At 71.9% G+C, this 23,669-nt stretch carries 22 protein-coding genes and 2 tRNA genes; 8 read left to right on the top strand and 16 right to left on the bottom strand.

The genetic code is table 11. The features are described from left to right. Nucleotides 1-9 precede the first annotated feature (9 nt). Nucleotides 10-1,665, top strand: a complete 1,656-nt coding sequence (locus M2283_RS16245; RefSeq protein ID WP_280876913.1) for a long-chain-fatty-acid--CoA ligase — start codon at nucleotides 10-12, stop codon at nucleotides 1,663-1,665. A gap of 111 nt (nucleotides 1,666-1,776) precedes the next feature. On the opposite strand, the gene M2283_RS16240 is transcribed toward M2283_RS16245, so the two are convergent. Beyond that, a tRNA-Lys gene (locus M2283_RS16240) sits at nucleotides 1,777-1,850 on the bottom strand. Nucleotides 1,851-2,094: 244 nt separating this feature from the next. Here M2283_RS16240 and M2283_RS16235 point away from each other — a divergent pair. Beyond that, complete coding sequence (locus tag M2283_RS16235) at nucleotides 2,095-2,877, top strand: DUF899 family protein (RefSeq protein WP_280876912.1); 783 nt, start codon at nucleotides 2,095-2,097, stop codon at nucleotides 2,875-2,877. A gap of 55 nt (nucleotides 2,878-2,932) precedes the next feature. Here the strand turns inward: M2283_RS16235 and M2283_RS16230 are convergent, their stop codons facing one another. The 5 genes from M2283_RS16230 to ehuB form a co-directional block, all read right to left on the bottom strand. Continuing rightward, on the bottom strand, nucleotides 2,933-3,691 hold the full coding sequence (locus tag M2283_RS16230; RefSeq protein WP_280876911.1) for an IclR family transcriptional regulator: 759 nt from the start codon (nucleotides 3,689-3,691) through the stop codon (nucleotides 2,933-2,935). A 222-nt stretch (nucleotides 3,692-3,913) separates the two neighbouring features. After that, complete coding sequence (gene ehuA / locus M2283_RS16225) at nucleotides 3,914-4,690, bottom strand: ectoine/hydroxyectoine ABC transporter ATP-binding protein EhuA (RefSeq protein ID WP_280876910.1); 777 nt, start codon at nucleotides 4,688-4,690, stop codon at nucleotides 3,914-3,916. Nucleotides 4,691-4,700: 10 nt separating this feature from the next. Then, nucleotides 4,701-5,351 carry an ectoine/hydroxyectoine ABC transporter permease subunit EhuD gene (gene ehuD / locus M2283_RS16220; protein WP_280876909.1) on the bottom strand — a complete coding sequence of 217 codons (651 nt, stop codon included), beginning with the start codon at nucleotides 5,349-5,351 and terminating at the stop codon, nucleotides 4,701-4,703. Continuing rightward, the gene (gene ehuC / locus M2283_RS16215) at nucleotides 5,348-6,070 is read right to left on the bottom strand and encodes an ectoine/hydroxyectoine ABC transporter permease subunit EhuC (protein ID WP_280876908.1); all 723 of its coding nucleotides are present in this window, start codon (nucleotides 6,068-6,070) and stop codon (nucleotides 5,348-5,350) included. Before ehuC ends, ehuD begins: the two co-directional genes overlap by 4 nt. Further along, a complete protein-coding gene (gene ehuB, locus M2283_RS16210; protein WP_432423082.1) occupies nucleotides 6,067-7,014 on the bottom strand; it encodes an ectoine/hydroxyectoine ABC transporter substrate-binding protein EhuB in 948 nt (315 codons plus the stop codon). The genes ehuC and ehuB overlap by 4 nt, the downstream gene beginning before the upstream one ends. Before the next feature lie 47 nt (nucleotides 7,015-7,061). Here ehuB and M2283_RS16205 point away from each other — a divergent pair, with 47 nt between their 5' ends. After that, a complete protein-coding gene (locus tag M2283_RS16205; protein ID WP_280876907.1) occupies nucleotides 7,062-7,556 on the top strand; it encodes a DUF3830 family protein in 495 nt (164 codons plus the stop codon). Here M2283_RS16205 and M2283_RS16200 read toward each other — a convergent pair. Both M2283_RS16200 and M2283_RS16195 read right to left on the bottom strand, forming a co-directional pair. After that, nucleotides 7,537-8,952, bottom strand: a complete 1,416-nt coding sequence (locus M2283_RS16200) for an amidase (protein WP_280876906.1) — start codon at nucleotides 8,950-8,952, stop codon at nucleotides 7,537-7,539. The two genes, M2283_RS16205 and M2283_RS16200, sit on opposite strands and share 20 nt — an antisense overlap. A gap of 67 nt (nucleotides 8,953-9,019) precedes the next feature. Next, nucleotides 9,020-10,009, bottom strand: a complete 990-nt coding sequence (locus tag M2283_RS16195; RefSeq protein WP_280876905.1) for a D-2-hydroxyacid dehydrogenase — start codon at nucleotides 10,007-10,009, stop codon at nucleotides 9,020-9,022. Nucleotides 10,010-10,225: 216 nt separating this feature from the next. Here M2283_RS16195 and M2283_RS16190 point away from each other — a divergent pair, with 216 nt between their 5' ends. The 3 genes from M2283_RS16190 to M2283_RS16180 all read left to right on the top strand — a co-directional run bounded on the left by M2283_RS16190 (nucleotide 10,226) and on the right by M2283_RS16180 (nucleotide 12,917). Beyond that, on the top strand, nucleotides 10,226-11,014 hold the full coding sequence (locus M2283_RS16190; protein WP_280876904.1) for a maleate cis-trans isomerase family protein: 789 nt from the start codon (nucleotides 10,226-10,228) through the stop codon (nucleotides 11,012-11,014). Next, a complete protein-coding gene (locus M2283_RS16185) occupies nucleotides 11,011-11,748 on the top strand; it encodes a maleate cis-trans isomerase family protein (RefSeq protein ID WP_280876903.1) in 738 nt (245 codons plus the stop codon). Before M2283_RS16190 ends, M2283_RS16185 begins: the two co-directional genes overlap by 4 nt. An 80-nt stretch (nucleotides 11,749-11,828) precedes the next feature. Next, a complete protein-coding gene (locus M2283_RS16180) occupies nucleotides 11,829-12,917 on the top strand; it encodes an LLM class flavin-dependent oxidoreductase (RefSeq protein ID WP_280876902.1) in 1,089 nt (362 codons plus the stop codon). On the opposite strand, the gene M2283_RS16175 is transcribed toward M2283_RS16180, so the two are convergent. Continuing rightward, nucleotides 12,896-14,713 carry a putative bifunctional diguanylate cyclase/phosphodiesterase gene (locus M2283_RS16175; RefSeq protein WP_280876901.1) on the bottom strand — a complete coding sequence of 606 codons (1,818 nt, stop codon included), beginning with the start codon at nucleotides 14,711-14,713 and terminating at the stop codon, nucleotides 12,896-12,898. The two genes, M2283_RS16180 and M2283_RS16175, sit on opposite strands and share 22 nt — an antisense overlap. A 312-nt stretch (nucleotides 14,714-15,025) precedes the next feature. On the opposite strand from M2283_RS16175, the gene M2283_RS16170 reads away from it, so the two are divergent. Further along, entirely contained in the window at nucleotides 15,026-16,303 is a 1,278-nt protein-coding gene (locus M2283_RS16170) for a M6 family metalloprotease domain-containing protein (RefSeq protein WP_280876900.1), read from the top strand. A 92-nt stretch (nucleotides 16,304-16,395) separates the two neighbouring features. On the opposite strand, the gene M2283_RS16165 is transcribed toward M2283_RS16170, so the two are convergent. From M2283_RS16165 to M2283_RS16135, 7 genes are all read right to left on the bottom strand, one after another. After that, a tRNA-Lys gene (locus M2283_RS16165) sits at nucleotides 16,396-16,469 on the bottom strand. After that, nucleotides 16,460-17,041 (bottom strand): bifunctional DNA primase/polymerase, encoded by a 582-nt coding sequence (locus tag M2283_RS16160; protein WP_280876899.1) that lies wholly within the window; start codon nucleotides 17,039-17,041, stop codon nucleotides 16,460-16,462. Before M2283_RS16160 ends, M2283_RS16165 begins: the two co-directional genes overlap by 10 nt. Nucleotides 17,042-17,169: 128 nt before the next feature. After that, nucleotides 17,170-17,535 carry a hypothetical protein gene (locus M2283_RS16155; protein WP_280876898.1) on the bottom strand — a complete coding sequence of 122 codons (366 nt, stop codon included), beginning with the start codon at nucleotides 17,533-17,535 and terminating at the stop codon, nucleotides 17,170-17,172. A gap of 346 nt (nucleotides 17,536-17,881) precedes the next feature. After that, nucleotides 17,882-19,216, bottom strand: a complete 1,335-nt coding sequence (locus M2283_RS16150; protein ID WP_280876897.1) for an AAA domain-containing protein — start codon at nucleotides 19,214-19,216, stop codon at nucleotides 17,882-17,884. Further along, entirely contained in the window at nucleotides 19,213-20,814 is a 1,602-nt protein-coding gene (locus M2283_RS16145) for a hypothetical protein (RefSeq protein ID WP_280876896.1), read from the bottom strand. The genes M2283_RS16150 and M2283_RS16145 overlap by 4 nt, the downstream gene beginning before the upstream one ends. Further along, complete coding sequence (locus tag M2283_RS16140) at nucleotides 20,805-21,965, bottom strand: hypothetical protein (protein WP_280876895.1); 1,161 nt, start codon at nucleotides 21,963-21,965, stop codon at nucleotides 20,805-20,807. The genes M2283_RS16145 and M2283_RS16140 overlap by 10 nt, the downstream gene beginning before the upstream one ends. Further along, nucleotides 21,931-22,872 (bottom strand): phosphatase PAP2 family protein, encoded by a 942-nt coding sequence (locus M2283_RS16135; RefSeq protein ID WP_280876894.1) that lies wholly within the window; start codon nucleotides 22,870-22,872, stop codon nucleotides 21,931-21,933. Before M2283_RS16135 ends, M2283_RS16140 begins: the two co-directional genes overlap by 35 nt. Nucleotides 22,873-23,067: 195 nt before the next feature. On the opposite strand from M2283_RS16135, the gene M2283_RS16130 reads away from it, so the two are divergent. Next, on the top strand, nucleotides 23,068-23,664 hold the full coding sequence (locus M2283_RS16130) for a histidine phosphatase family protein (protein WP_280876893.1): 597 nt from the start codon (nucleotides 23,068-23,070) through the stop codon (nucleotides 23,662-23,664). Nucleotides 23,665-23,669 lie beyond the last annotated feature (5 nt).

Raw genomic sequence — 23,669 nt, 5'->3', positions numbered from 1 at the left:
TGCGCCCTCATGGAGTCGACAAGGCCTACCGTCGCCGAACTCGTCCAGGCCCGCTGGGGCGACCACCGCCCGGGCCTGTGGTGCGAGGACCTGGTCCTCACCCACCACGAGGTGGCCGCCGGCGCCGCCGCCCGCGCGGCCCTGCTGACCGACCTCCTGCCGCCCGGCGCCGAGCCCCACGTGGGCGTCCTGCTCGACAACACCCCTGAATACCCGCTCTGGTTGGGCGCGGCCGCCCTCGCCGGAGCGGCCCTGGCCGGCATCAACCCCACCCGCCGCGGCCCCGAACTGGCCCGCGACATCCTGCACACCGAGTGCCGCGTCCTGCTCACCGAACAGACCCACCTCCCCCTCCTCGCCGACCTCCAACTCCCCGGCGTTCGCATCCTGGTGACCGACACCGAGGAGTACGAGAACCTGCTCGCGCCGTATACGGAATCCGAGCCGGACGCCTCCCGCGCGACCCCCTCGGACCACCTCCTCCTCTACTTCACCTCCGGTTCCACGGGCGCCCCGAAGGCGGCGATCTGCTCGCAGGGCCGGCTGGCCGCCGCAGGGCGTTCCCTGGTCGACCAGTTCGGGGTGGGCCAGGGCGACGTGCACTACATCTGCATGCCGATGTTCCACGGCAACGCGGTGATCGCCGACTGGGCACCCGCGCTGGCGGCCGGCGCGGGCATCGCGCTCAGGCGGCGCTTCTCGGCCTCCAACTTCCTTGCGGACGTACGCCGTTACGGGGCGACGTACTTCACCTACGTGGGCCGGGCCGTGCAGTACGTCCTGGCCACCGAGGAGCGGCCCGACGACCGCGACAACCCGCTCCGGCTGGGCTTCGGCACGGAGGCGGGGGCGGTGGACGCGGCGGCCTTCGAACGGCGCTTCGGCGTGCGGCTGGTGGAGGGATACGGGTCCTCGGAGGGCGGCGCGGCGGTGCAGTGGTCGCCGGGGACACCGACCGGGGCGGTCGGGCGGACCCGGCCCGGACTCGTCGTACTCGACCCGGAGACCCAGGCCGAGTGCCCTCCCGCCGTCTTCGACTCGGCGGGCCGGCTGCTCAACGGCGACGCGGCGATAGGGGAGTTGGTGAACCGCGCCCCCAACCCCTTCGAGGGGTACTGGCGCAACCCGGAGGCCGACGCCGAGCGCCGCCGCGAGGGCTGGTACTGGACCGGCGACCTCTTCTACCGCGACCGCGACGGCTACCTCTACTTCGCCGGCCGCGCCGACGACCGCCTCCGCGTCGACAGCGAGAACCTGGCCGCCGCCATGATCGAGAACATCCTCGCCCGCTACGGGGGTGCCGACGCCGTCGCCGTGTACGCGGTGCCGGATCCGGTCACCGGTGACCAGGTCATGGCGGCCGTCGCCGGCGAGTTCGAGCCGCTCGACTTCGCGGAGTTCCTGCTGGCCCAGTCCGATCTGGGCACGAAGATGGCGCCTCGGTTCGTGCGGGTGGTGGAGCGGATGCCGGTCACGGCCACGAACAAGATCCACCGGGCCCGGCTGCGCCGCGAGGGCGTCCGCTGCGCCGACCCGGTGTGGTGGCGCCCGCCGGGGGAGTCGTCCTACCGCCGCCTGACCGAGGAGGACGCCGAAGGGCCCCTCGTCGGAACGAGAGGCCCTTCATCGGTGCGCCGCCAGGGACTCGAACCCCGGACCCGCTGATGCTGCATCTCCCGGGGGACAACCCCCGGACCCCCAGCCGCCCGTGCGGAGCCGGCGAGAGTCCGTACCAACGACGAAGGCCCCCCGCGTCTGCGAGAGGCCTTCGATATGTGCGCCGCCAGGGACTCGAACCCCGGACCCGCTGATTAAGAGTCAGCTGCTCTAACCAACTGAGCTAGCGGCGCATGACTCACGCCGACCGCTGGATCTGTGTCTCGCGGTCGGCGACAGGAAAATAGTACCTGGTCCGCGGGGGTGCTCCGGACCACGCGGGGAGCCGCCCCGGGACCATCCCCGGGACGCCTCTCGGGATCTTTCCCGGGACCCTTCTCGGGCGCGATGAGTTCCGGTCGGATCGGGAGTCTGTTCACGTGAGCGTCGGGGCACGTCCTGCGGCGCTGCCCGGCATCCGACAGCACGGAGGACACCATGACGAGCACGCACGGCGACGCGAGCAGTGACCTCACCGGCAAGCCGCCGATCGTCGATCTGGCCACCTGGCAGGCGGCGCGCGAGGAACTGCTGGTCCGCGAGAAGGCGCACACCCATGAGGGCGACGCGATCGCCGCGGCCCGGCGGCGGCTGCCGATGGTCGAGCTGGACGGGAAGGTCGAGGTCACCGGCGCCGAGGGGCCGGTCCCGTTCCTCGACCTGTTCCAGGGGCGCGACGAACTCGTGGTGTACCAGCACATGTGGTACGACGGCGCGCCGCACCAGGGGCAGTGCGAGGGCTGCACCACCACCGCCTGGCACCTGAAGGACGCGGTCTACCTCAACGCCCGCGGTGTCTCTTACGCCGTGCTGACCACCGGCCCGTGGGAGGAGGTGGCGCCCTTCGTCGAGTTCATGGGCTACACCGAGCCCTGGTACTCGGTGCGGGGCCTGGACGCGCCGATCGGCGGGCAGATGGGGCACATCGTCGCCTTCCTGCGCGATGGCGACCGCGTGTTCCTCACCTACTCCACGACCGGCCGCGGCAACGAACCGGTCAACGGCTCCCTCACCCTGCTCGACATGACGCCCTACGGCCGCAGCGAGGAGTGGGAGGACCACCCCGAGGGCCGGACCGTGGCCGGCGCGGCCTGCTGGTACTGGCGCTCGGACGCGGACAGGAACGCCACCTGGGGCCCGACCGGCCGTCCCGTACCGCAGTGGACCCGCCCCGGCGCGACCCCCGTGGACACCCTCGGCCGGCACGGCGACCACCACTGACCCGACCTCGGCCCGGCCGTCGCCGCACCCGCGATCTCGGTGCGCGGACGTCCTCTCAGATCGTCAGCGACAACAGCAGCGGTGTCGCGCTCCGGTTGAGCGTGTCCGCCGCCTGACGCAGTCGGTGGGCGTGCTCCACCGGCAGGGAGAGGGCGAGGCAGCCCACCGCGGAGCCGGCCGTGATGGGGACGGCCGCGCAGACCGTGCCGACCGCGTACTCCTGGAGGTCGAGGTGGGGCACGGTGGGCGGCTGGGTCTCCAGGCGGGAGAGCAGGAGCTTGTCGTTGGTGATGGTGCGCGAGGTGAGGCGGGCCATCCTGTGCCGGGAGAGGTGCTCGCGGCGGCTGTTGTGGTCGAGCTGGCCCAGCAGGCTCTTGCCGATCGCGGTGGCGTGCGCCGAGGAACGGAAGTCGACCCACTCGTGCACCACCGGGGTCGTAGGGCCGTCGGCGTACTGCGAGATCCGCACCTCGCCGTCGACGTACCGGCTGAGGTACACGGCCGCGCCCACCGAGTCGCGCAGTCGGTCCAGGGTGCGCTGGAGCTGCTCGCGCAGCGCCTGTTCGCGGCCCTCGGTGGAGCCGAGCTTGGTGAGGGCGTCGCCGGTGACGTACGCGCCGTCGGTGGTCTGCTCGACGTAGCCCTCGCGGCGCAGCATCCGCAGGAGCGTGGTCAGTCGCTCCGGTTCGAGGCCGGTGTGGCGGGCGAGCTCGGTGTCGGTGACTCCGGAGGTGTGCCGCGCCACCGTCTCCAGGACGCGCAGGGCGTCCTGGGCCGAGTGGTACGGCGCGGTCGGCTCGTGCTTCAGCGCCACGGTATTTCCCCCTGCGCTCGCTTGTTCGCACTGCTACTGGGCCGTAACCGGACAGCGAATCCTCTCCACGATAGCCGCCAAGAGGCCTGTTGTGAGCGGCTGTTGACGAGATTCCGACCCCGCCCGCACCGCTCTCAACAGGGACAAAGGCACTCTGGCATATGCCGCTGTCCTGATCCACCGCCTGGACCTCGCAGATTGAACGTCATTCAATATCCGAGGTCACAGCACCGCGCTCAGAAATTCCCGGGTCCGCTCCTGTTCCGGCTCGCTGAAGATCCGCTCCGGCGGGCCCGCCTCGATGATCCGGCCCGAGTCGAACATCAGGACCTGGTCGGAGATGTCCCGGGCGAAGTTCATCTCGTGGGTCACACAGAGCATCGTGATGTCGGTGGTGCGGGCGATGTCCCGGAGCAGATCCAGGACGCCGGCCACCAGCTCCGGGTCGAGCGCGGAGGTCACCTCGTCCAGGAGCAGCACCTGCGGGCGCATGGCCAGCGCCCGGGCGATCGCGACGCGCTGCTGCTGGCCGCCGGAGAGCTGCGTCGGGCGGGCGTCCCACTTGTCGGCGAGGCCCACCAGCTCCAGCAGTTCGCGGGCCCGCTGCTCCGCCTCCTCCTTGGACAGACCGAGGACCGTCACGGGCGCCTCGGTGATGTTGCGGAGCGCGCTCATGTTCGGGAACAGGTTGAACTGCTGGAACACCATCCCGATGTTCTTGCGCAGCTCGCGGACCTGCTTCTCGGGCGCCGGGAACAGCTTCTCTCCGCCGACCGTGATCGTGCCCTCGTCCGGCTGGGTCAGCGTCATCAGCAGCCGCAGGATCGTGGTCTTGCCGGAGCCGGACGGGCCGATCAGCGTGACGTGCTTGCCGGACTCGACGGAGAAGTCGAGCCGGTCCAGGACCGTGTTGGAGCCGAACCGCTTGGTGACCGTGTCGAACCGGATCAGTTCGCTGCCGTCCACCGGCGGGTTGGCGTGGGAGTCGGGATCTTTCATGAGGGGGGCGTCAGTGGACAAGACGTCGCTCCAGAGCTCGCAGAAGAAGGGAGGCCAGATAGGAGATGACGATGAAGGCGACGCCGATCACCGTCAGGGGCTCGGTGAACTGGAAGTGCTCCTGGGAGTAGAGCCGCGCCTGGCCGAGCATCTCCAGCACGGTGATCGCCATCAGCAGCGGCGTGTCCTTGAGCATCGCGATCACGTAGTTGCCGAGCGCGGGAATCACGCGCCGGATCGCCTGCGGCAGGATCACCACCTGCCAGGTTCGGACCCGCGGCAGGTTCAGCGCCGTCGCCGCCTCCCACTGGCCGGCCGGCACCGCCTCGATGCCGGCCCGGTAGACCTGCATCGTGTACGTCGAGTAGTGCAGCCCGATCGCGAAGACACCGGTGGTCAGCGCCGAGAAGGTCACACCCCACTCGGGCAGCACGTAGAAGAGGAAGAACAGCTGCACCAGCAGCGGGGTGTTGCGCACGAACTCCGTGACCACCCCGACCGGCCAGCGCACCCAGCGCGTCGGCGTCCGCATCAGCAGCGCCCAGACCAGGCCCAGCGCGAACGAGATCAGCGAACCGAGCGCGAGCGCCTGCAGGGTGACGAGCAGGCCGTCCCAGAAGTGCGGCATGAAGTCGCTCACCGCGTTCCAGTCCCACTTCACGCGACACCACCTCCCGAGACGCCGGTCGTCTCGGCGCGCTTGAGCTCATGCGCGGCCACCCCGCGCTGCGGCGCCTTGCCGACACCGGCCTTGAGCTTCTTCTCCAGACCGCGCATCACCCGCGTCAGCAGGAAGGCGATCACGAAGTAGATGAGCAGCAGATACGTGTAGATCTCGGCGCTCTCCTGCAGCGCGAGCCGCACCAGGTTGCCGCTGAACGCCAGGTCGCCCATGCCCATGACGGACACCAGCGCGGTGCCCTTGAGCAGCTCGATCAGCAGGTTGGAGAACGGCGGGATCATCTCCGGCACCGCCTGGGGCAGCAGGATCAGCCGCATCCGCTGCCAGGGCGTGAAGCTGAGCGCGATCCCGCCCTCCTGCTGCGCCGGGTCGACCGCCTTGAGCGCGCCGCGCACGATCTCGGAGCCGTAGGCCCCGTACGTCAGCCCGAGCGCCAGCGTGCCCGCCCACATCGGCACCAGCTGCCAGCCGAAGGCCGGGGGCAGCACGAAGAACACCCAGAAGATCATGACCAGGGCCGAGGTCCCGCGGAACACCTCGGTGTAGAAGCCCGCGAGGAAGCGGACGATCCACCGGCGGTGGGTGCGCGCGACGCCGACCACGAAGCTGACGGTGGCCGCCAACAGGGCGCTGAATACGAGGAGTTGGATCGTGGTCCAGATGCCTTTGAGTACGAGGTCCCACAGTCCCGAGGTCATCCGCTCGCCCCTTCCCCGCACAGCTCCTTCGCGGTCAGGTCGGTCATCTCGGCCTTGGTGAACCCGAAGGGCCGCAGGATGCGGAACAGTTCGCCGCTCTTCTTCAGCGCGTGCAGCTCGACGTTGAACGCGTCGCGCAGCTTGGTCTCGGTCGGGCGGAAGGCGAACGCGCCGCCGTCGACATGCGGTTTGCCGTCGACGAGCGGGGCGAAGGCGTCGGTCGCCTCGGCCTTGCCCGACTTCTTCACCACCTCGCGGGTGGTGAGTGCCGTACCGGCGAACGCGTCGACGCGTCCGGCCTCGACCGCGTTCAATCCCGCGACCTGGTCCGGCACGATCAGGATGTCGCTCTCCTTGTACCCCGCCTCGACGGCGTACTGGATCTCCGCATAACCGGTGCCGGTCGCGAACTTGGCCTTCTTCGCGACGATGTCCTTGTAGTTGTGAAGGTCTTTGGGATTTCCCTTGCGCACGATGAAGGAATCGAGCATCTGATAGTCGGGATCGGCGAAGATCACCTGTTCGCAGCGTTCGGCGTTGACGTACATTCCGGCCGCCACGACGTCGAACTGCTGTGAATTCAGGCCCGGGATCAGCGAACCGAACTCGGTCGGCACGGGCTGCACCTTGTCCACCCCGAGCCGCTTGAAGATGACCCGGGCGAGTTCCGGCGCTTCGCCGGTCAGTTCGCCGTCCTTGTCGATGTAGCCGAACGGGATCTCGCCCGCGATACCCAGCCGTACGACACCCGCCGCCTTGAGCCGGTCGAGGAGGTCGCCGCCGTCCGTGGTCGACGCGGTGGCCACGCGCGTGCAGCCCGCCGCCCCCAGCGCACCGAGCGCCGCCACCCCCGCGAGCAGCGATCGGCGGGTGGTCCCGGCGGTGGACCCGCCGACTGTGTCCGGCTTGTTTGTGCCTCTGTCGTTCCGAAGTGGTGGAGCCATGGCGGCGCGGCTACCCGAGACGATGCGATGTATGCACCATGGAGGGCATGACCGACCGCTATATCGAAGTCTCACTGGTCAAGCGCGGAATCACCGGCACGGCAAAACTGCTGGACGACCGCGCCCCTCTCACCTGCGCGGCGGTGTGGGACGCCCTGCCACTCGGCAGTGACGTCTATCACGCCAAATACGCGCGCAACGAGATCTACGCCCTGTTCCCGCCCTTCGCGGAATCGGAGCCGCCGCTGGAAAATCCGACAGTTACCCCAATTCCCGGAGATCTCTGCTATTTCTCCTTCGCCGGATCGGAACTCGGCACCAAGGCCTACGGCTATGACCGCGAGGTCCGCGCCGGTACGACGGTGGTCGACCTGGCCCTGTTCTACGAGCGCAACAACCTGCTCCTGAACGGTGATGTGGGCTGGGTGCCCGGCATCGTCTGGGGCCAGGTCGTCGAGGGGCTCGCGGAGCTGGCCGAGGGGTGCAACGACCTGTGGCGGACCGGGGCGGCGGGGGAGACGCTCAGCTTCCGGCGGTTGTGAGACCGGACGGGACGGGCGCGGCGATCCCCGCCTCGTAGAGCGCGTGCGCCGCGCGCAGCACCAGATCGTCCCGGTGCCGCGCGGCCACGATCTGCAGCCCGATCGGCAGCCCGGCGCCGTCCGTGCCGATCGGCACGGTCGCCGCCGGCTGCTGGGTCAGGTTGAAGGGGTACGTGAACGGCGTCCACCCCGTCCAGCGGCGCAGCCCGGAGCCCTTCGGCACCTCGACGCCCGCCTCGAACGCCGTGATCGGCAGCGTGGGCGTGACGAGGACGTCGTAGGACTCGTGGAAGCGGCCCATCCGGCGGCCCAGTTCCATCCGGACGTCCACCGCGGCGAGATAGTCGAGCGCGGACAGGCGGGCGCCGGTCCGGCAGATCTCCCTGAGCCCGGGGTCCAGCGACTCCCGCTGCTGCGGGCCCAGTTGCTGGGTCACCCGGGCCGCCCCCGAGAACCACAGGGCGTGGAAGGCGTCCACCGGATCGGTGAAGTCGGGGTCGGCCTCCTCGACGTACGCGCCGAGCCCGGCCAGCCCCTGCACCGCCTGCCGTACCGCGGCGGCGACCGCGGGCCGCACCGCGACCTGCCCGCCCAGCGTCGGCGAGTACGCGACCCTGAGCCCGCGCACCCCCTCGCCGAGCCCCGCCGTGAACGACCCCGGCGGCGGGCCGAGCGCCGACCAGTCGCGGGCGTCCGGCACCCCGATGACGTCGAGCATCAGCGCCGCGTCCGCCGCGTCCCGGGTCATCGGCCCCACGTGCGACAGCGTGCCGAACGCGCTCGCCGGGTACAGCGGCACCCGGCCGTACGTCGGCTTCAGCGCGAAGATCCCGCAGAAGGCCGCCGGGATACGGACACTGCCGCCGCCGTCGGTGCCGAGCGCGAGGGGACCGGCCCCGAGCGCCACGGCCGCCGCCGCGCCGCCGCTGGAGCCGCCCGCGGTGCGCGTGCGGTCGTAGGGATTGCGGGTCACCCCGGACCGCGGTGAGTCCGTGACGCCCTTCCAGCCGAACTCCGGGGTCGTCGTCTTGCCGAGGAAGACCGCGCCGTGCTCGCGCAGCCGGGCCACGGAGGGCGCGTCCTCGTCCCAACTCCCCTGCTCCGAGATCGTCCTGGAGCCCCGCAGGGTGGGCGAGCCGCGCAGCAGCAGGATGTCCTTCACCGTGACCGGCACGCCGTCCAGCAGGCCCGACGGCTCGCCGCGCCGCCATCGCCGGGTCGACTCCCGGGCCCGGGCGAGCGCTTCGTCGGCCAACAGGCGGACGAACGCGTTCACTTCGGGCTGGATCCGCTCGGCCCGTTCCAGGGTCGCGCGGGTGGCTTCCTCGGGGCTGAACTCGCCCTTGCGGTAGCCGTCGAGGAGTTGTGCGGCGGTCAGCTCGGCGAGGTCCGTCATCTGCCCTCCAGCGTCCGGGGGTTGGAAGTCCGGGTGTTCGGAGTCCGGGTGCTCGGCGTCCAGGTCTTCAGCGTCCTGGTACGTACCCGCGTTTCTTGTCGACCACGTTCAGCAGCGGCCGGCCGGCTTCCCAGCGGTCGTACAACTCCACGAACTGCCTGCCCAGTTCGTCCCGCCAGCCGATCGTGTCGCCGCTCATGTGCGGGGACACGATCAGGCCCGGGGCCTGCCACAACGGGCTGTCGGGGGTGAGGGGTTCGTGCTCGAAGACGTCGAGCGCGGCACCGGCGATCCAGCGCTTGGCGAGCGCCCGGGCGAGCGCGTCCTCGACGACCAGCTGTCCGCGTCCGACGTTGATGAAGCGCGCGGAGGGCTGCATCACCCCGAAGCGGCGCTCGTCGAACATGCCGCGCGTCTGCTCGGTGAGCGGGGCGGCGGCGATCACCCAGTCGGCGCGGGCGATCAGCCGGTCCAGGTCGTCGGGGCCGTGGATGCCGGTGTGCGGGGTGCGTCCGACCAGCGCGGTGGTGATGTCGAGCGCCTTGAGCGTGCGGGCGATGGTCCGCCCGATCGGCCCGGAGCCCACCACGCACGCGCGCGTGCCGGCCACCCGCTGCGTCTCGCGGTGCCGCCAGGTCCGCTCCCGCTGGAACTCCAGGGTCCGAGGCAGGTCCTTGGCCATGCCGAGGACGAGCGCGGCGACGTACTCGGCGATCGGCTGGTCGAAGACGCCCCGCGCGTTGGTCACCACGGTGTCGGACGCGGCGAGTTCGGGACACATCAGGTGGTCCACGCCCGCGCTCGCCGTGTGCACCCAGCCAGGCCTTGGCCCCTCGCCCGGCCACGCGGACCGCACCGTACGCGAGGCGAAGTCCCACACCAGCAGCACATCGGCGTGCGGCAGCCGCTCGGCGAGCGTCGACTCGTCGGCGTGCTCGACGCGGGCGCGTCCGGTGAGACTGCCGAGCCGGGGGAGCGGTTCGGTGTCGAGGACCAGGAGGGTGGGTGTGGAGGCCGGGGCGGGGACGGGGGCGCTGGGGTCGCTCAGGTCACGCATACGGAAATTTTTCTCCGGTGACGATCGGCCGACGGGGGTGTCGCACCCGCTGCGACGTGGTGTGACGCGGCAGGTGACATGGGCGGAACGCGGGCTTAACACAGGCGTCGACGGCGGCGGATTGACCACGCTCGCACTCGAACCTACCTTCGTCAACACGGACGTTAAGCACGGTCCGTTGCTGACCCCTTTCTCCTCGTGAGGGCGGTGCCCGCCATGGACCTGTCGTTTCTCGGTGGCCCCGTTCCGCAGCGCGGTGTCGGTGTCGTGGCCCCCTTCGACTTCGCACTCGACCGCGAACTGTGGCGCTGGGTACCCGACGACGTCTCCCTGCATCTGACCAGAACGCCGTTCGTGCCGGTCGAGGTCAGCCTCGACCTGGCCCGCCTCGTCAGCGAGCACGAGACGCTGGAGGACGCGGTCCGCACCCTCAACGCGGTTTCCCCGGAGGTCGTCGGCTACGCCTGCACCTCGGGCAGCTTCGTCGGCGGGATCGCCGGCGAGCGGGCGATGTGCGAGGCGATGACCCGGGCCGGCGCGGTCCCCTCGATCACCACCTCGGGCGCGCTCCTGGAGGCGCTGATCGAGCTGGGCGCCCGCCGGGTGGCCCTCGTGACGCCGTACACGGTGTCGGTGACACGGGCCCTTGAGGAGTACGTGGCCGAGGCGGGCGTCACGGTCGCCGGGTGCTCCTTCATGGGCCTGACCCGGCACATCTGGAAGGTCCCGTACCGCGAGGTGGCCGACATGGCCCGCACGGCCGTCCGCGGCGACGCCGACGTCCTGTTCATCAGCTGCACCAATCTCCCGACGTACGACGTCATCCCCCAACTGGAGGCGGAACTGCGCATACCGGTGATCTCGGCCAACCAGGTGACGATGTGGGCCGCGCTGCGCCGACTGGGTACCCGGGCGGTGGGGCCGTATCAAGCGCTGATCGATCCGTCGGCGCGCACGGGCCCCGTGCTACCGGCCGAAGAACAGCAGCAGGAAGGCTCACCATGACGTCACTCGGATTCCTCTACCCCGGCCACTCCGCCGAGGACGACTATCCGCGCATCGAGCAGTTGCTCGGCAGCGACATCCGCCTGGACGTCGTCCACACCGACATCGGCGAGGACGCGCACCGGGTGGACGCGTTGCTGGAGATGGGCTCGGCCGACCGGCTCGCGGCAGGCGTCGGCGAGCTGCGGATGGGAGGTGCGGACTCGGTCGTCTGGGCCTGCACCAGCGGCAGCTTCGTCTACGGCTGGGAGGGCGCCCACGAGCAGGTCCGCGCCCTCGCCCGAACGGCGGGTCTGCCGGCCTCCTCGACGTCCTTCGCCTTCGTGCACGCGGTCCAGGAACTGGGCCTGCGGCGCGTCGCCGTCGGCGCGACCTACCCGGACGACGTGGCCGAACTCTTCGCGGAGTTCCTGCGCGCCGGCGGCGCGGAGGTCACCGGCGTCCGAGGCGCCGGCATCATCACCGCCGCCGAGGTGGGCACCTGGGACGAGAAGGAGGTCCACGCCCTGGCCCGCGAGGCGGATTCCCCCGACGCGGACGCCGTCCTCCTCCCTGACACGGCCCTGCACACCGCCGCCCACATCGAGACCCTGGAACGAGAACTGGGCAAGCCGGTCCTCACCGCCAACCAGGTCACGGTCTGGGAGGGCCTGCGCCTGGCGGACCGCAGGGTGAACGCGCCGAGGCTGGGTGCGCTGTTCACGAGGGAGCCCCTCGTGCAGGCGTCTTCCTAGCAGCCCCGGGGAATAAAGCGGAGAGTGCCTCCTGTTATCGCCGGACGTACAGCCACGGCCAAAACCAGGAGGCACTCACCGTGACGGCAGACGAGATCCGGGGCACAGCACAGGGCACCGCCCCCGTACCCCTCTCCGTACTGGACCTGGTCACCGTCGGCGCGGGCCGCACAGCCACCGACGCCCTGAAGACCAGCGTCGAGATCTCCCGCCTCGCGGAGCGCCGCGGCTTCCACCGCTACTGGGTCGCCGAGCACCACTCCATGCCCGGCGTCGCCTCCACGTCCCCCGCCGTGATCCTCGCCCACCTCGCCGCCCACACCGACCGCATCCGGCTCGGCTCGGGCGGCGTCATGCTGCCCAACCACGCCCCGCTGGTCATCGCGGAGCAGTTCGGCACGCTGGAGGCGATGGCCCCCGGCCGCGTCGACCTGGGCCTGGGCCGCGCCCCCGGCACGGACGGCGCCACCGCGGCGGCCCTGCGCCGCACGGACCGCCTCAACGAGGGCGCCGACGACTTCCCGGAGCAGCTCGCGGAGCTGACCCGGTTCCTGGACGACGACTTCCCCGACGGCCACCCCTACCGCCGTATCCACGCGGTCCCCGGCCCGATCCAGGCGACCTCGCCCGGCGGCGTGCAGTCCGCGCACCGCCCGCCGATCTGGCTGCTCGGCTCCTCCGGCTTCAGCGCCCGGCTGGCCGGAATGCTCGGCCTGCCCTTCGCCTTCGCGCACCACTTCTCGGCGCAGAACACCGTCCCGGCCCTCGACCTGTACCGCGAGTCCTTCCGCCCGAGCGCGGTCCTGGACGCCCCCTACGCCCTCATCGGCGTCTCCGCCCTCGCCACGGACGACGAGAAGGAGGCCCGCCGTCAGGTGCTGGCCGCCGCGCTCAACATGGTCCGCCTGCGCACCGGCCGCCCGGGACTCGTCCCGACCCCGGAGGAGGCCGAGGCCTACGAGTTCAGCCCGATGGAGCGCGACTTCATCGACTCCTGGAACGCCAACGTCATCCACGGCACCGCCGACGAGGTCCGCGCGGGCCTCGACGACCTGCAGAAGCGCACCGGCGCCGACGAACTGATGATCACGGGCAACGCCCACGGCGGTGACGTACGCCTGCGCAGTTACGAACTCATCGCGGACGCCTACGGGTTGCCGACCACCTGATCCCCGGAGCGGTCCCGGGGGCGCAACAGCTCGGAGATACGATCCGGCGACACCGGCCGTGAGTACAGCCACCCCTGGCCGGTGTCGCAGCCGATCCGACGCAGCCGCGAGGCCTGCGCCGAGGTCTCCACACACTCCGCGGTGACGGTCAGCCCGAGCCGGTGGGCGAGCTGGATCATCGCCTCCACGATCACCTCGTCGGCGGGGTTCGGCGGCGCGGCCGTGTTGTTGTCGCTCTCGTACTGGAAGCCGCGTACGAACGAGCCGTCCAGCTTCAGCACCGACACCGGCAGCCGGCTGAGGTAGGCGAGGTTCGAGTAGCCGGTGCCGAAGTCGTCGATCGCGATCCCGACGCCCATGTCGCTGAGCGCCTGCAGCACCTGGAGGGGCCGGCCGGCCGAGCCCATCACCGCCGACTCGGTCAGCTCCAGCTGGAGCAGATGCGGCGCGAGGCCGGTGTCCGCGAGGGTCTTGGCCACGTCCGCGACCAGGTCGGAGTCCCAGACCTGACGGACCGCCACGTTGACGCTGACGAACAGCGGCGGCTCGTCCGGGTTCTCCAGCTGCCAGCGGCGGGCCTGCCGGCAGGCGGTGACCAGCACCCAGCGGCCGAGCTGCACGATCGAGCCGTCCTCCTCGGCCAGTGTGATGAAGCGATTCGGCGTCAGCATGCCGAACTGCGGGTGGTTCCAGCGGACCAGGGCCTCCACCCCGCGCAGCCGCCCGTCCTCCATCCCCACCAGCGGCTGGTACTCCAGCGCGAACTCGCCCCGCTCGACGGCTGGGCGCAGCGAGGAGGACAGCGCCTGGCGGGTCATGCGGTGGGCGTTGCGCTCCGGGTCGAAGAGCGTCCAGCGGGCCTTCCCGTCGGCCTTCGCCCAGTACAGCGTCGTGTCGGCGGCCTGCATCAGGGCGGTCGCGGTGGTGCCCGCCGCGTGCCGCTCGACGACGCCGATGGACGCCGACACGGACACGCGCTGACCGCCGAGGTCGAACGGGGCCTGGACCGCCTCCAGGACGGACTCGGCGAGGTCGGCCAGTTGCTCGGTGCCGGTCGAGTCCTCCACCAGCAGCGCGAACTCGTCGCCGCCGAGCCGGGCCACCAGCGTGGCGCCCGCCCTGCCCTGCCCGACCTCGTCGGCGCAGCGCGTGAGGCGTTCGGCGACGGCCGACAGCAGCCGGTCGCCGACGCGGTGGCCGAGCGTGTCGTTGACGGCCTTGAAGCCGTCCAGGTCCAGGTAGCACAGCCCGATCCGCCCGGTGCCGCCCTCGGCGTAGGACTCCGCGTCCAGCGCGGCCGTCAGGCGCTCGAAGAACAGGGTGCGGTTGGACAGCCGGGTCACCGGGTCGTGCATCTGCAAGTGCCGCAGCCGGTCCTGGAGTTCGTGCTGGGCGCTGATGTCGGCGACCGACAGCAGGATGCCCTCCCCGGGTGCCGGTAGGGGCGCCACCGCGATCTGCGCCCACACGGACTCCCCGTCCGGCCGCTTCAGCCGGCGGGTGCAGCGCAGTCTGGCCTCGCGGCCGCGCAGCACCTCCCGGTAGGCGTGCCAGGTACGCGCGTCGGACGCCAGGTCGACGAGGTCGGCGGCGACCCGGCCGGTCAACGCGTCGGGCGCGCTGCCGAACAGGGCGCCGAAACCGTCGTTGGCGCTGACGACGAGACCCTCGCGGTCGACGACAGCCATCGCGAGGGAAGCGGTCCTGAAGACGGACCGATAGATGGTGTCACTCTCTGTGACGGCGGACCGATCGAGGTCTGCCGCGGGCGCCGGCCCTTCGGACGTTCCGCTCACCGCTCGCTCCCGCAGTGCGTTCGATCTCTGTCCGTGCAGGAAAGTGTGCCGATCATAGAGGCAGACCCAAGGGCCTTCCAGCCACTGTCCAGTGTCCAGGATCGGGCGACCGTTCTGACAGATCGTTTCTGCCCGCACCTGGACGTGTTCATCTGGCCTCCGACCAGTTGTGACGTTCCGTGAGCGATTCGGGGTGTCGTCTCTGACGGTCTTTCGGCTGACTCACTCTTCTGGTGCAGACAAACAGGGCGTAGTACGACAATCTCCAAGAGGCTGGGTGCGGTGTCCCGTGATCCGCTCCCGGAGGTTCAGTTGCCGCGTCCGTTCCCCCGGCCCCGACTGCGCAGCACCGCCGCCGTGTTCACCACCCTCTCGGCACTCGCGGCGACCTCGCTCTTCACCGGGCCCTCGGTCGCCGAACCGTTCTCGGCGGCACCGTGCGCCCTCCAGCGCACCGACGCCCACCACTCGGAGGGCGTCGACACCTGGAACGCCGCGTATCCGCGCCCGGCCCGCCGACTGGACGCCGTGATGGTCTTTCTGTCCTTCCCGGACGCGGCCCCCCGAACCACGCCGGCCCAGCTCACCGCCGACCACTTCCCGGTCACCAGCCGGTTCTTCGAGCGCGCTTCCTACGGCAGGTTCACGCTCCGCCCGCATCCGCTGAACCACTGGATCCGGATGCCGCGCCCGTCGACGGCGTACGCCATACAGCGCGACTGGAACGCCGCGGACCGGGCCGCCTACCTGCGCGACGCGCTCGTCGCGGCCGATTCCGAGGTCGACTTCTCGCGCTACGACGTCGTGTACTTCGTCGCCGATCCGGACGCGCCCGGTGTGGACTCGGACGCCACGAAGGTCGTCAACATGGACACCCCGCTGCGGGCCGACGGCACGGACATCCGGCGGGTCGTCACGGTCTTCGAGAAGCATCCGCCGGACCGGCTGGTTCTGGCCCACGAGACCGGACACGTCTTCGATCTGCCGGACCTCTACCACCGACCGGTCGACGGCAAGGGCGACTGGGACACGTACGTCGGGGACTGGGACCTGATGGGCAGCCAGTTCGGCATGGCCCCCGACCTCTTCGGCTGGCACAAGTGGAAGCTGGGCTGGCTGGAGCCGCGGCAGGTGGTGTGCGCGCGGGGCCGGGGCGCCACCCGGCTGACGCTGGAGCCGCTGGGCGCCGGGCCGGGGCTGCCGGTGACGGGCGCGGCCGGGTCGCCGGCCTTCGGCCTCGGGCGCGGCACCAAGCTCGCGGTGGTGCGCACCGGTCCCGACAGCGCGCTCGCCTTCGAGGCGCGCGGGCCGGTCGGCAACGACACCGCCGTGTGCCGCTCCGGCATCCTCGTCTACCGCATCAGCAGCGGAGCCCAGTCCGGCGACGGCCCGATCCAGGTCATCGACGCCCACCCGCACACCGAGGCCTGCTGGGAGAACTCGGTCTATCCCCCGCTCGCCGACGCTCCGGTCGCCCTCGGCGAGAGCTTCACCGTGCCGGGCGAGACGGCCCGGGGCGCGAAGGTGCGGGTGGAGGCGGAGGGACGGACGGCTTCGGGGGCGTGGACGGTGAAGATCACGGCCGGGTAGTGCCGATGCCCTTGTGGGCCGGTGTGCTTGTGGGTCGACGCGCTCGGGCATGCGAAAAGCCCCTCGCGATCGCGAGGGGCTTTCACTGTCTGTGCGCCGCCAGGGACTCGAACCCCGGACCCGCTGATTAAGAGTCAGCTGCTCTAACCAACTGAGCTAGCGGCGCCTGCTGACGTCGTAGACCTTAGCATCCTGATCGGCGGGAGGAAAAATCGATATCCGCACCGCTGACCGGGCCGCACGGACGGCCGCCCAGAGCACGATCTCGGGGCCCGGGAGCCACGGGTGACGGGTGTCCGGGGCGACGAGCCAGCGGGAGGTCGGGGCGCCGGCCAGCGGGGCGGGCACGGTCACCGCGTCGCCGTTGCCGTGGCACAGCAGGGGCGGGATGGCGCCCGTGCGGCCGAACTCCTCCCAGCGCAGCAGCGACGGCAGCCGCTGGGCCGTACCGGGCGCGGAGAACAGCAGCATCCGGCCGCGGAACACCGCCACCGGCCCCGACCCGGGCCCCTCCTCCCACAGCCGGTCGAGCATCCGGCGCCCGAAGACGGCGGGCACGCTGACGACGTCGAAGACCGGGCCGCACGGTAGGACGACAGGGGCGTCCGGCCGCTCCTCCCAGAGGGCGAGCGTGCTCCGCGGATACGTTCCTGCCGAGGCGAGCCAGGCCGCGCCGTCCCGGGTGAGTCCGTAGACGTCGCAGCGGTCGGAGAAGGGCTGGTCGGGTTCGCTGCTCATGGCATCTACATCTACCGGCTGTGAGCGTTCCGTTTCTGAGGGTTGCCGGAAACCGGGACAGGAGGGGGTGGGACGGGGTATCTTGCCCGCCTGGCATATGCCGCGGCGAGCGGGCGGGGACCCTCGCCTCAGACCGGGTCGGGGCCTCCGGCGCCCTCCGCGCCGCGCATCAGGCGCTGCCCGTACTCGACCATCTTCTTGGCATAGTCCTCGGTCCACTCGGCCCGCTCCGCGATGTCCGCGGGCGTCAGCCGGTCGAACCGCCGCGGGTCGGCGAGCTGCGCGGCCGCCATCGCCTGGTACTCCACCGCCCGGTCCGCCGCCGCGCGGAACGCCTGCGCCAGCTCCGTCGAGCGGGCCAGCAGCGCGCCCGGGTCGTCGATCGACTCCAGGTCGAAGAAGTGCTCCGGATCGGCGGCCGCCTCCGCGGGCTCGAAGAGCAGGGGCGCGGGGCGTAGCCGCGGTTCGTTCCGACGCGGCGTGGGCTCCGCCATGTCTTCTCCTCCTCGTTCATACGTCGCGGGCGACCCGTTCTGTGACCGGGCCACCGTCCATTGTCTCGTGCCCGCGCAAGACCACCCGCGGTATCAGGGTGACCGGGGTGCGTGATGTTTCCGACGGATTGGCGATGAGCGAATACGCGACCGTTCACGTCAGCCGGTCAGGGTCCCTGGTCAGGGCCGCCAGCTCACCCGGTGTTCCGCGAGGCGGGCCAGCACCGCGTGGTTCGCCTCCCACCCGTCCGGGCTGTATTCGTTGGCCGTCTCCGGCGGCGTGCCGGACTCCGTCCGGCGAGGGGCTGCGTGCGGCGAGGGGTGTCGGCCGGTCGGGGAGGCCCGCTCACGGCCGCCAGCTCACCCGGTGTTCCGCCAGGCGGGCCAGCACCGCGTGGTTCGCCTCCCACCCGTCCGGGAACTTCACCAGCGTGCCCAGCTGGACCGGTTCCGTGGACGGGTAGTCGTCCAGGAGGTCGGTCACGCCCGCGCGGCAGACCACGATGCAGGCGTGGCGGTGGCGGGAGGCGAGGACGCAGAGGCGGCCCGTCTCCAGGTGGAAGGCGGTGGCGTCGGGGCGGCCGGAGAGCGGATGCAGGACGACCGTGACGTCGTACTCGCGGCCCTGGAGGCGGTTCGCGGTGTCCACGATGACGTCCGTGACGCCCAGTTCGGTGAGGGCCGCCCGGACCGATGCGGCCTGGTCGCGGTGGGCCGTGCCGACGGCGATGCGGTCGGTGGTGAGCGGGGCCGGGTCCGGCGAGCGCTCCGAGGTGGCCGCGCCGCCCCGGTCGAGCAGCCGTCGTACCACCGAGGCCACCGCTCGCACCGCCTCCGGATCCGTCCGAGGGGTGTGCCGCGCGGGCAGCTCCAGCAGGCCCCAGCCCGCCACGGCGGCCTCGTCGATCACCCGGTCGGGACCGGAACCGTCCGAGGGGACGGCGAAGGAGAGCCGCCGGTCGTCGTGGCCCGTGCCGCTGCGGAACGGTGTGTACGGGTAGAACGCGTCGGAGACGAGGGGCGCCGCCGATGCCGGGAGGCGCCAGGACACCGGGAGGCGGTGCTGGGGCAGCTCGGGGTTGTGCGCGAGGAGCGTGGTCACGGCGGAGGCCGAGGGGTCGTACGACAGACCCGCCCACTGCTCGCTCCCGACGATGGAGAACGGGTCCAGCTGGCCCGGGTCGCCCACGAACAGGGCCCGCTCGAACAGTCCGGCCACGGCGAGCAGCGAGTCCGAGCGCATCTGGTAGGCCTCGTCCACGATCGCGTGCCGCCACGGCTCGTCGACCTTCACGTGCGCCCACTTGGCGGCCGTGGAGATGACGACCGACAGCCCGGCCAGGTCCCCCGCCTTCGCCGACTTGCGTACGTTCGGCAGGTCGTCGAGCGCCTTGTCGTACGGGTCGGCGTCGCTGCTGTGCAGCCGGCCCACGGGGAGTTCGGGGTTCTTCTCGGCGAGCCGCAGGACGAGGTCGTCGACCTGCGCGTTCGTCTGCGCGACGATCATCAACGGGCGCCCCGCGTCGGCCAGTTCGAGTGCGGCGCGCACGACGAGCGTGGACTTGCCGGCGCCGGGCGGGGAGTCGACGACCACACCCCGGTGGGTGCCTCGCAGGGTGTCGTGGAGGATCGCGTCGGTCGCCCGGGTCGCCGCGGCACCGGGATCGAAGGCGGCGGTCACAGGACGTCCTCCGGGGTCAGGGGATCGGCGGCCTCCGCGGCGGCCTCACCGGGCGGCCCGCCGTGCGTCCACGGTGTCGCCTCCGGGTCGGGCAGCTTCGGGCCGCCCCGCTGCTCGTGCTCGAACAGCGTGAAGCAGAGCCGGTCGCCCTTCTCCGGCACGGAACCGCTCTCGGGCTCCTTGCCGCGGCCCATCTTGTCGAGGACCCGCAGCACGATCAGCACGTCACCGGCAGGGGAGTCCTCGTGGCCGACGTACTCCGCCGCCTGTGGCTTGCCGCCCAGCGACCGGAACACCTTGGCCCGCTCGCCCAGGTGCGGCCGGTCGTCCGTGCGGACGGTGACCAGCGGGCGCGGGCTGGGGCGCCTGCCCTCGCTGTATGCCATGACCACGTCCGTCACCTCGCCGGCGAACGCCTCCCCGGACAGCCGCCGCCCCGCCATCACCAGCGGGTCGTCCAGGGCCTCCTGCGCCTCCAGGCGGGCCTGCTCGCGCTCGCGCGCGGCGAGTTTGTTGGCCGCGGTGACCGCGTCGTCGCGGCGCGGCTGCGGGGGCTCGCCCGCGACGATCCGGTCGCGGTGCGCGGTGAACGACCAGCGGTCCCGGGTCCACCGCTCCTCGACGCGCCCGCCCTCGGGCAGCGCCCGCACCAGGTCGAGCCCGCGCCACACCGCGTCCCAGGCGGGCCGGGTCCGGCTCTCGACCAGATCGCGGATCTCCCGCTCGGCGGCGGTGAGTTCACCGAGCCGGTCGTCCGCCTCCAGCCCGTCCTCGGCGGCGGCGAGGGCGGTACGCGCGCGGTAGTGGCGATCCAGGGCGGGGGCCAGCAGCCTGTTGTCGAAGGCCGGGTCGGTGGCCGGGCCGGCCGGCGGGCAGAGCAACTGGCCCTTCGCGTCGCGCGCGAGCTCGGCACGCAGCGCGGCCTCCGCGCCGGTCGCGCCCTCCGGGGGGTCGATCCAGGCGAGCAGCGCGCCCAGGTGCTGGTCCTCCAGGGTGGACTGCCCGGTCGCCCAGTGCCGGCCCAGGACGTCCGTCATCGCCAGCAGCAGCGAGGAACCCGGCACCCGGGACCGCTCCCCGTAGTGGGTCAGCCACCGGCCGAGCAGCGGCACGCGCGGGGGCGCGGGGTACGGCGTCTCCGGGTCCTGCTCGGCCGTACGGCGAAAGCGCATGGAGCGGCCGAGCAGCCGGACGAAGTCGAGGCCCGCGCGGCTGGGCACGATCAGCTGCGGGGCGTCCGCGCACAGCTCGACCTCGACCTTGACGCGCTTGCCGGTCTCCGGATCGGTCTCGTTGCGCTCGGCGGCCTCCACATCCTCGGCGTACCCGTCGACATACGGCAGCACGATGTCCGCCAGCTCGGCCAGGAACGCGAACCTGAGGTCGCGGTCCCGGGGCTGCGCCACGACCAGCAGACGCGGCGCGTCCCGGTCCGTGCCCACCAGCGCGCCGAGCGGTGCTCCGGCCTCGCCCGCGGTGGTGAGCGGCACGAACACCAGGGGGCGCTCGGACAGATGCCGGTGCCGGACGGTGGCGGCGGGCTGGGCGCGGCCGGTGCTGACGGCTTCGAGGCGGGCCAGGGTGGAGATCAGCGACACGGGGCGCCCTCCGCGGCGGGGAGGAACGGCTGGGGCGGGACGGCCGCCAGGCGCGCTCCCGCCAGGGCCTCCGCCCGCAGCGCAGCCGCCCTGCGCAGGGCGGCCACCGCCGGGTCGTCGGGGTCGCCGGCCTCGCCCCGGGACGCCGCCAGGACGTCCTCGACCGTCGTCAGGCCGCCCAGTTCGGCGCGGACCGGGCGGCCCAGGGTGGTCACCGCGCCGGCCGCGCGGGAGTGGTCGCGGCAGTGGAAGGCCAGCTCGCAGGCGGACAGGCACTCGGGCGCGTAGGCCGCCGGCACCGACTCGACGGCGGCCGTCAGTTCGGCGGCGGGCAGTTCGGGGGAGAAGCAGGTGTCCTCGGGGAGGGCGTCGGCGATGTCCTCGATGCGGGTGAGGCGGGCCAGCTGGCGGGCGGTGACCGCGCGCTGCTTGCGGACGTCCACGGCGGAGGCGGTGGGCCGGTTGGAGAAGTCCTTCGGGCACACGAGCAGCACCCGGTGGCGTACCGACGGGGGCGGGTCGAGACGGGCGGCTACCTGCTCCAGGGCCAGCACGTACACCGCGGCCTGGCGGGCGGCGGCGCCGACCTTCGCCGGGTCCGCTGAACCGTCCAGCATCGGGAAGGACTTGATCTCCACGACCGTCCAGCTGCCGTCCGGGTGCACCACCACGGCATCCGGCTCCAGGAAGGCGGGGGAGCCCGCCACGTCCAGCGCCAGCATCGGATGGTCGAGCAGCGTCCAGGCGCCGGGTGCCTCGCCGGCCTCACGCAGCGCCAGCGCCGTACGGGCCGCGCGGCCCTCGGGACCGATCGCGGCGAGATCGGGCACGCGCGCGTCGGCGGGCGGCTCGGCCTCCGCGTCCAGCCGCTCGTGCACCAGCCGCAGCAGCTCCGCGCCCCCGTCCGCCTTGACCTTCGCCTCGAACGCGTTTCCCCGCGTGATCGCGAACTGGGACTGGCCGAAGGCCGACGGGGAGCCCAGCGCCCCGGCCACCGCCGTCTTGTCCACCCCGGCACCGTCGAGGATCGCGCGCCGTCTGCATCCGGGGTTGGCCGCCAGCGCCGCGAGGGCGCGGGCGTCGAGTGCCTTGGCCGGTACGCCGGGACCGCGCAGCTCAGCGAGCCGCTGCCGCAGCGCCTTCTCCCGCATCCGTGGAAGAGGCGTCTGGCTCGGCTCCGGATCCGATCCGGGACTCGCGCTGCCGTGGGAATCGCTCACCTGCGGAAGTCTGGCATCCGGCACTGACAATTGGGGAACCTGCGCCGGGAGAGGGCGCTGCGGCGAAGGGCAGCAGCTTCCGGATCCGGTTCGCGACCCGCATCACGTACGGCGTCAGCAGGAAGCCCGCGCCCATCACGGCCGCGCCCGCCACCGCGTCGAGGAAGTAGTGGTTCGCGGTGCCCATCACGACGATCGTCGTCAGCAGCGGGTAGGCGACGGCGGCGGCCTTCGTCAGCCGCGAGCCGCCGAACCGCCACAGCACGACCCCGCACCACAGCGCCCAGCCCACGTGCAGGCTCGGCATCGCCGCGTACTGGTTGGTCATGCCGCCCAGGCCCCGCGGGGCGCTGGCGTCGCCGCCCCACCAGCCGTACGAGCTGTACTGGGCCATCGTGTCGACGAAGCCGTGGCCCCCGGACAGCAGCCGGGGCGGGCAGGTCGGCAGCAGGGTGAAGCCGATCAGACCGATGAAGGTGGACGTCATCAGCCAGGTGCGGGCCGCGCGGTAGCGCACCGCGCGCGACCTGAACAGCCAGATCAGGATCATCGGCGTGACCAGGTAGTGCAGCGACGCGTACCAGAAGTCGGCCGGCACACCGAGCCACGCCTCGCGCGTGAAGAGCCGGTTCAGCGGGTGCTCGGCGTTGAGGTGCAGGGCCTTCTCGATGCGCAGGATCGTCAGACCGTGGTCGACGGCGCCGGTCACGTCACCGCGGGCGAGCAGTCGGCCGGCCGAGTAGCACGCGTACACCAGCAGGATCAGCGGCAACTCCGTCCACCAGCGCAGCCGGGTGCGCGAGGCCGTCTCGGTGCCTGGTGTCTCGGTCATCGGCATCCGATCGCCTCCCCCTTCTCTCGCGCGGCGCCCGGTGGATCCGGCCGTGCCACTTTACGGCGTACGCGCACGCCCCCGTGGCGCGGCCCCCGGCCCTCAAAGACGCAGAGATCGGCCCTCGGGTTGCCCTCCACCAGGGTGCGGGATGATGGATCCGGTCCGCCTCTGGTTTATCCCGGAAAGGTTTCCTCACCCATGGCTCCGCGCATCCTGCTGGCCCGCCACGGACAGACCGAGTGGTCGCTGTCCGGCAAGCACACGGGCAGGACCGATGTGCCGCTCCTCGAGGAGGGCCGCCGGGGCGCCAAGCTGCTCGGCGAGCGCCTGCACCGGGCACCGCTCGACGGACTGCCCGACGTCGAGGTGCGCACCAGCCCGCTGGCACGCGCGCGTGAGACCTGCGAACTCGCCGGGTTCGGCGAGCGCGCGCAGTCCTGGGACACGCTCATGGAGTGGGACTACGGCGCCTACGAGGGCATGACCCCGGACGACATCCAGGCCGTCCGCCCCGGCTGGTTCATCTGGCGCGACGGCGTCCCGGACGGCGAGTCCCTCGCCGAGGTCACCGCCCGCGCCGACGAGGTGGTCGCCTGGGCCCGCGCCGAGGACCGCGACGTCCTCGTCTTCGCCCACGGCCACATCCTGCGCTCCATCGGCGCCCGCTGGCTCGGCCTCCCCCTCGACTTCGCGGCCCGTATACGCCTCAACCCGACGTCCTTCTCCACCCTCGGCTGGGCCTACGGCGAACCGGCGGTCGAGAGCTGGAACGACTTGGGGCACTTGACGAACTGACGGCG

It is taken from the genome of Streptomyces pseudovenezuelae, from assembly GCF_029892565.1.
GTDB lineage: Bacteria > Actinomycetota > Actinomycetes > Streptomycetales > Streptomycetaceae > Streptomyces > Streptomyces pseudovenezuelae_A.
This window is presented reverse-complemented; position numbering and strand designations above follow the sequence as displayed.